This window comes from Halomonas sp. BC04 (assembly GCF_000568385.1).
Window position 1 is genome coordinate 1 of record NZ_AZQX01000353.1, and the last position, 6417, is coordinate 6417.

At 64.2% G+C, this 6417-nt stretch carries 6 protein-coding genes and 1 pseudogene; 4 read left to right on the forward strand and 3 right to left on the reverse strand.

What is annotated here, in order from left to right; translation table 11 throughout:
- Both Q427_RS23780 and Q427_RS23785 read right to left on the reverse strand, forming a co-directional pair.
- Window positions 1-454: pseudogene (locus Q427_RS23780) on the reverse strand (bifunctional glyoxylate/hydroxypyruvate reductase B); the annotation flags it as partial.
- Between the two features lie 16 nt (window positions 455-470).
- Complete coding sequence (locus Q427_RS23785; protein WP_043517758.1) at window positions 471-1454, reverse strand: sugar kinase; 984 nt, start codon at window positions 1452-1454, stop codon at window positions 471-473.
- A gap of 157 nt (window positions 1455-1611) precedes the next feature.
- Here Q427_RS23785 and Q427_RS37115 point away from each other — a divergent pair, with 157 nt between their 5' ends.
- Complete coding sequence (locus tag Q427_RS37115) at window positions 1612-1713, forward strand: helix-turn-helix domain-containing protein (protein ID WP_442905560.1); 102 nt, start codon at window positions 1612-1614, stop codon at window positions 1711-1713.
- A 33-nt stretch (window positions 1714-1746) separates the two neighbouring features.
- Here the strand turns inward: Q427_RS37115 and Q427_RS23790 are convergent, their stop codons facing one another.
- Window positions 1747-2262 (reverse strand): putative metalloprotease CJM1_0395 family protein, encoded by a 516-nt coding sequence (locus Q427_RS23790; protein WP_081786184.1) that lies wholly within the window; start codon window positions 2260-2262, stop codon window positions 1747-1749.
- 273 nt (window positions 2263-2535) lie between these two features.
- On the opposite strand from Q427_RS23790, the gene Q427_RS23795 reads away from it, so the two are divergent.
- The 3 genes from Q427_RS23795 to Q427_RS23810 all read left to right on the forward strand — a co-directional run.
- Window positions 2536-2757 carry a DUF2835 domain-containing protein gene (locus Q427_RS23795; RefSeq protein WP_043517759.1) on the forward strand — a complete coding sequence of 74 codons (222 nt, stop codon included), beginning with the start codon at window positions 2536-2538 and terminating at the stop codon, window positions 2755-2757.
- Between the two features lie 134 nt (window positions 2758-2891).
- Entirely contained in the window at window positions 2892-4118 is a 1227-nt protein-coding gene (locus Q427_RS23800) for a GGDEF domain-containing protein (RefSeq protein ID WP_051496648.1), read from the forward strand.
- Between the two features lie 1670 nt (window positions 4119-5788).
- On the forward strand, window positions 5789-6417 hold a 629-nt coding region (locus Q427_RS23810; RefSeq protein WP_155833674.1), incomplete at its 3' end, for a PAS domain-containing protein.

Consider the following 6417-nt stretch of genomic DNA (forward strand, 5'->3'; position numbering starts at 1 on the left):
CGATCATGCCGAGGGTCTTGCCGTGGACGTCGGTGCCGAAGTGTTCGGGCCCCACACCGGCCTGCCAGTCGCCGCGCTTGACCCATTCGGCCAGTTCCACGGCGCGGCGGGCCGCGGCCATCATCAACAGGAAGCCGGTGTCGGCGGTGGTCTCGGTTAGCACGTCGGGGGTATTGCAGAGCAGGATGCCGCGTCGGCTCAGCTCGTCGACCGGGTAGTTGTCGTAGCCCACCGAGATGGTGGCGATGGCCTCCAGCTCAGGGGCAGCGTCAAGCAGGTCAGGGGTGATGGTCAGGCTGGCGCCGATCAGGCCATGGGCACCYGGTAGTGCGGCGCGGAAGTCGGGGTCATCGGAGCACGCCAGGTCGCAGAAGGTCTGAACCTCGAACTGCTCTTCGAGCTGTGCCAGCTGGGTCTCGTTCAGTCGGCCATAGGCCAGGACACGCTTCTTCATGGGTCAGGCTCCTTTCCTAGCGTACGGGACGCTCGTTTTCCAGGGTGGCGAGGCTCTCACGACTCGGCAGACCCTCCATGTCGCCCACCACCTGCACGGCAAGCGAGCCGATCAGGTTGCCGCGGCGTACGGCTTCTCGGGGCGGGCGGCCGTCGAGCAGGGCGCTGATCACACCCACGGCGAAGGCGTCTCCGGCCCCCACGGTATCGATCACCGCGTCGACTGTGACGCCCGGAAGGGTGAAGCTCTCCTGCTGGCCGCCCAGGCAGCCGCGGAAGTAGCTCCCCTCTCGGCCCAGCTTGATGATCACGGCCTGCGATCCACGTTCGAGATAGAAGTCAGCGATCGCCTCGGGGCTGTCATGCCCGGTGAGGAAACGCCCCTCGGCAAGGCCCGGCAGCACCCAGTCAGCCCTGGCGGCCAGCGCGTTGAGGGTGGTGCGCATGTCGGCCTCGCTCGACCATAGGCTGGGACGCAGGTTGGGGTCGAAGGAAACGCTGGCACCGACGGCGCGGGCCTGCTCCACCACGTGCAGTGACAGCTCACGGGCGCTGGGGGAGAGAGCGGGAGGAATGCCGGTGGCGTGCAGGTGACGCAGGGCGGTGAAGTCGACGTCTTTCGCATCGCCGGTCGTCAGGTGACTGGCTGCACTGCCTTGGCGGAAATACGTGACGTTGGGGTCGGCGCCGCCCAGGGCACGCTCCTTGAACACCAGTCCGGTGGGATGCTCAGGGTCTGTGTAGAGGTGGCGGCAGTCTATGCCTTCGGCTTCCAGGGTATGTCGGATAAAGGTACCGAAGCCGTCCTCACCCACACGACTCAGCCAGCCGACTCGAAAGCCGAGCCGAGCCAGACCGATGGCGACGTTGGTATCGGCTCCCGCTATACGGCGGTGAAAGCACTCGACCTCGGCCAGCTCGCCGGAGGTGTCGGCAACAAACATGGCCATGGCCTCACCGAAGGTGAGGATTTCAGGGCCGGGGAAGTGAGAAGTGGCCATCGTCAAGCTCCAGGGCAAGTTCCATTCTCGAGTGATTTTTCAATTGTATCGATCAACACGACTCGTTCATCATCTTTGCGCGAGCGACCCCTGGCTCCAGGCATGGAGAGGGGGGCGTCTGCTGTTATACAGTTTGTGCCGTAAACCGTATGTCATGATGAGACGCGCTTACCAAAACCGCTCCTATCCGGCACTTGAACAGGAACAGCTCATGGCCAGGACGTTTGGGTGCGTGCACTGTCATGCAGGGCTGATATAGGCCAGGGCAAGGGTGGGTGGCAAGGCAGCTGGTTTATGCCTTACCACTCAGCTTGGCGGTGCCGCCGCTGGCGAAGGAGGCGCGGGCGATGATGTCGTAGTTGGAGAGTGATGTCTTGCCGGTTTCCAGGGTGGCGCTGCTGTTGGCTGATTGGCTCTCCGGTGGTGTTGAGGTATTGGGCTCGGGTCGCTCGGCGCTGTGTCGTGCGCTGGCCTGCTGGGCCATTTCCAACTGGGCGGTGAGCAGGTATTGTCGCGCCTGGGCGGCGATCTGGTGATCCTTGGGAGACGGGTCGGCCGGGGCCAGTGCGGCACTGATCACCTGCTGCATCTTGCCGATGGTGGCGCGGGGGTCGCCGGGCACCGGGCCGTAGTCGATGGAGACTTCCCCGGCCACGGCATAGCGCTGGCCGTCGGGGCCGTGCTCGAACTGATAGCTGACGGCGCCCGTGTACTGGCCACCGGCGATCTGGTGGGCCAATTCGTGCTGGCGGACTTCGCGGTCGGTGGTCTTGAGCTGTTCCAGCTGGCGTAGTTCTTCCTGGCTCAGGGTTTCACCATTGGGCTGCTGCGCGGCCTCGCCCTCGGCGACCTTGCCCCGGGAGGCTGCCTCGGCGGCCKGCCRCTGGCCTCGCCATGGCCGGGATCCTCAACGCGACGCGCTGCCTCGCATTGCCGATATGGCCACCGCCGGGTTGCCAGCTTGTCGAAGAGAAGGGCACGGGGCCGATGACGGCGGATGCCTGCATGGTGAATGTCCGTAGGGCGGGGCGAATGGGGTAAAGTATTGGCGACTTTTGCGTTGACGACAAGCTGACAGCCCATGCCCACCATCGACGTGGTGATCGAGCTTTCCCATGCCGCCTGCCTGGCCCATTACGAAGGCCGGGTGGGGCAGGTGCATACCTATAGCCTGGATGGCAGGAAGGTGATCTTTCCCGCCGAGGCGTTGCGGCGGGTGGTGACCCGTGACGGTGTGCATGGTCGCTTTCGGCTGACCTTTTCCGATGCGGGGCGCTTCATTGCGATACGGCGTTTAGGCTAGCCTATGTCCACGATTCTTGCTTTAGATCAATACTTTAAGGCATCTTTCATGGCCTTCGCTGTTACAATGAGGCTCATTTGGGCACAGTTTTGTCCTGCATGGCAGCGGAGAGGCCGGTCTACTGAGGTCATTGAATGCTTTTCAGCAAATTGAAGGAAACGCAAGACGCCGAGCGCCGCACGCGTCGCCTGGACAGGCTGGCTGAACCGCCCGAGGCGGGCCATGAGCTATTCGTCGGCTTCAGTTCGCTGCGCGATACCTTCAGCCGCCATCATCACTCCCGTGACTTCGCCTTTGCCCACTCACGCTACCTGCGCAGCCGCGTGCTGGCGTTGGGCATCATCTTCGCCATCCTCTCCCCGCTGTGGATCGTGGTGGATGCCCTGGTGCTGCCCACCGAGCTGCTCAAGTACACTCTGGTCGGGCGGGTTGTGCTGATCCTGGGGCTGGTTGCCGTGCTGCTGCTCGCCCTCTACAGCCAGGAGCGGATTCGTCGCATCCGTTTCTGTGCCGGCATGCTGCTGGCATTGCCCGCGGCCTTCTACACACTGGTGCTGCTCATGCTGCCGCCGCATGAGCTGCACAATCTGGTGGGCTATGGCTTCATTCCCTTCCTGCTGGTGGCATCGCTCAGCGTCTTCCCCTTCACGATCCTGGAGTCGCTGCTCGCCGGCATCGCCATGCTGGCTTTGCAGATGTTTTCCCAGATGGTCGACGGCAGCTGGCTGACCGGGCAGGGCGCAGAAGCGTTCTGGCTCCTGTCGAGCCTGTTGGCGGTCTCCTTGGCGGCCAATCATTTCCAGCTCAGCCTGCTGCTGCGTCTCTATCGTCAGGCCACCCACGACCCGCTGACGGGCCTGTTCAACCGAGGGGCACTGGAGGTCCACCTTACCAAGATTCAGGCCTGGCAGCGGGATACCGAAGGGCTGGACAGTGCGGGTAGCGTGCCCTGTTCGCTGCTGATGCTCGATATCGATCATTTCAAGCGGATCAATGACACCTATGGCCACTCCGTGGGCGATGGCGTGCTTTGCCAGTTCGCCGAGGTGCTGATTGGGCAGACGCGCAAACATGACTGTACCGCGCGCTACGGTGGCGAGGAGTTCGTGGTGTTGCTGCTCGGCAGCGGCCAGGCCAGGGCCATGGAGATAGCGGAGCGTATCCGCTTTGCGGTGGAGGCCTTCGAATTCCGCGACCGCGAACGGCAGCGCATTTCGTTGACGACCAGCATCGGTGTCACCCAGCTGATGCAGGATGAGCCCGCCCAGGAGGCGCTCAAGCGGGCCGACGAGGCGCTGTACCGCGCCAAGCACGCCGGGCGCAATCGCGTCGTTGCCGCCGAGTCACCGCCTCTTTCCTGACAAGATTCCCCCCGCCCCACGCAGATAGGCCCAGCCTGACGGCGCCCGATCCTCTCCATTTCCAGGAGAACATCAAGGGAGCCTCAAGAGTTTTGTCTAGCGGCCGATAAGTCGACTATCAGGACCCATTCACGAGCAGGGGGCGATATGCCCAATAACTCTCAGCAGGTGGCGCTTCACACCTGGCTGATTCTGGTGCCGATACTGCTCATGGTCATGGGGGTGTTCAACGGCCTGGCGACCTGGCAGTTGCCGGTCGACTGGAATCCTTCCAGGGCCAGCCTGCCCTTGATGCTGCTGGTGGGCGGCGGCTTGCTCGCGACCATGCTGAATCGACCCCGCTTAGCCCAGCTCTGCGGGGCATTGCTGCTGCCTTTCGGGTTGTATGCGCCCCTGCTGGCCCTGTTGCCGGAAGGTCAGTGGCGTGCGCTGGAAATCTGGCCGACGCCGGTGGCGCTATCCACCAGCATTGCCTTGCTGGCGGTGTCGGCGTGCCTGCTGGCGGGCAAGGCGACTCGGCGGGCACGGCTGGGCTGGGTGTTGGGGGGGGTGGTGGTAGTGTCCACCGGGGGCATCAGCCTGGCCGAGGTCGTCTGGCCAGACGTCATCATGCCGGGCCCTTGGGGTACGCCATTCACGACGCCCTTTACTGCCTTGCCCGCCTTGCTGAGCGGTGCGGCCATGATCCTTATCGGGCGTCGTGCCTCGGCGCCGCCGGTACTCAGTCGCATCATGGTGCTGGCACTGGCTGGCGGGGTGATGGCGAGCGGCCTGGCCTGGTATTCCCTCACCTGGCAGCAGTACGACGCCAAGCATCGCCATGCAGCGGAGTTGTTGACCAACTTCAAGGTTACGGCGGAGCGGGTTGTCGATACCCAGCAGTTGACCCTTCAGCGCATGGCCGAGCGCTGGGGCCACTTTGCGGGCCGCCCGCCGCTGCCATACCGCGAGACGGAGTTCGACAGCTACTTTCGCGACATGCCGAGCCTGGTCTCGCTCTATTGGCAGGACGAGAGCGAACGGTTCCGATGGGGCCGTGACCGGAGCAGCGCGCTGCTGTTTCATGGCTGGATTCGACAGGACGACGCTTGGCTGCTGGATTGGTTGGCGGTGGGTGGCGGCTACCCGCGCTGGGTGCTGCCTGACGCCCTGAGCCCCGAACTGGCGCTGGTATCGGTGCCGCTGCCCGGATCGGGCAATGGCAAGATGGTCAGTGTCCTCGACCTCGAACGCTTGCTGGGGGAGGAGCTCCGTTCCATCGTGACCCCCTTGCTGCTCTCGGTACATCGGCAGGACAGCCCCTTGGCTGCCAATCATGATGCCGAGCGCGAACGAGGCGTGAAGCTTCATCGGGGCCTGATCGTGCTGCCGGGCGGAGACACCCTGGAGGCGCGGGTATACGACGCCGCTGTGGGCCCGCTGGCCATCGGTGGCTTGATGCCGATGAACGTGGCAATCGGGGGCTTGATTCTCAGCTACCTGCTGGCTTTCAGCCTGGGCATGGCGAGCCTGAGCCGTCGACGTTCGGTATCCCTGGCGCGAACCCAGCGGCATCTTCGCGCCCAGCAGCGCGTGCAGACCCTGATCGCCCGCGATCAGCCACTGCCCGATACGCTCAGGGCGATCTGTCGGATGGTGGAGTCCCAGCGCCCGGCTCCCTGTGCTCCATCATGCTCTGTGGAGACGACCGTAAATCGCTGGAGAGCGTCTACTCGGTCAGCTTGCCTGAGCGCTACTGTGAAGGGGTGCGTGGGGTCGGCGTGGGGCCCGCGGCGGGCGCCTGCGGCCGTGCCGCCCATATACGGGACTTCGTGGTCTGCGCCGATATCGCCAACGATCCGCACTGGGCCGGCTATCATGGCCTGGCCGCCGAGCACGGCCTGCGCGCCTGCTGGTCCTATCCGGTAATTGCCAGCGATGGGCGTTTGTTGGGGGCTTTCGGCACCTATTTCAGGGAGCCGGGAGAACCGACCCGCGCCGAGCGTCGACGCATCATCGAGTCGGCGGAACTGGTCTCCCTGGCGGTGGAGCGAGAACAGAACCGTCGCGCCCTGCGCGAGAATGAACAGCGCTACCGCTCTCTGTTCACCTACCACCCCGATGCGGTCTTCTCCCTCGATCTGCAGGGCTATTTCCTGACTGCCAACGATGCCTGCTGCAAGATTACCGGCTACACGCTGGAGCGGCTGATCGGCTCGCACTTCGCCGAGTTGATCGAGCCGAGTGAACAGGCGCGCATTGCACAGCTCTACCAGGATGCCGGAAAGGGCGAAGCCTTCCGCTATTCACTGGCTCTCAA

What these genes read in the sequence shown, in the direction of transcription:
- Q427_RS23785 (WP_043517758.1), bottom strand. Translation starts at nt 1,454, where the DNA reads ATGGCCACTTCTCACTTCCCCGGCCCTGAAATCCTCACCTTCGGTGAG.
- Q427_RS37115 (WP_442905560.1), top strand. Translation starts at nt 1,612, where the DNA reads ATGAGACGCGCTTACCAAAACCGCTCCTATCCGGCACTTGAACAGGAA.
- Q427_RS23795 (WP_043517759.1), top strand. Translation starts at nt 2,536, where the DNA reads ATGCCCACCATCGACGTGGTGATCGAGCTTTCCCATGCCGCCTGCCTG.
- Q427_RS23800 (WP_051496648.1), top strand. Translation starts at nt 2,892, where the DNA reads ATGCTTTTCAGCAAATTGAAGGAAACGCAAGACGCCGAGCGCCGCACG.